Source organism: Luteimonas sp. A482 (assembly GCF_054072655.1).
Map to the genome: position 1 here is coordinate 1 of NZ_JBSVRO010000025.1, position 554 is coordinate 554.

Annotated in this window: 1 protein-coding gene; it reads right to left on the reverse strand. The window is 68.2% G+C overall.

Annotated features, from left to right (window positions below):
* The coding region (locus ACW5DW_RS17115) for a methyl-accepting chemotaxis protein (protein ID WP_457020506.1) at positions 1 to 554 on the reverse strand (554 nt) is incomplete at both ends.

The window sequence follows — 554 nt, forward strand, 5'->3', positions numbered from 1 at the left end:
GCTGGTCACGATCTCGCCCATGGTGCGCCCGGCCTGGTCGACCAGCTCGTTGCCATGGCGGACCTTGTCGGCCGAATCGGTGATCAGCGTCTTGATCTCCTTGGCCGCGCCTGCCGAACGCTGCGCCAGCGAGCGCACTTCCGCCGCGACCACGGCGAAGCCACGACCCTGCTCACCCGCGCGCGCGGCTTCGACCGCGGCGTTGAGCGCCAGGATGTTGGTCTGGAAGGCGATGCCGTCGATCACGCCGATGATGTCGGCGATGCGGTTGGATGACTCGGAGATCGCGGACATGGTCTGCACGACCTTGCCGACCACCTCGCCACCCTGCGAGGCGACATCGACCGCGCCGATGGCCAGCTGGTTGGCCTGGCGCGCGTTGTCTGCGTTCTGGCGCACGGTCGAGGTGAGCTCCTCCATCGACGAAGCGGTTTCCTCGAGCGATGCAGCCTGCTGCTCGGTGCGGCGCGACAGGTCGTCGTTGCCGGCGGCGATTTCCGAGGCCGAGGCGTTGATCGCATCGCTGCCCTGGCGGATCTGGCCGACGATCTCGG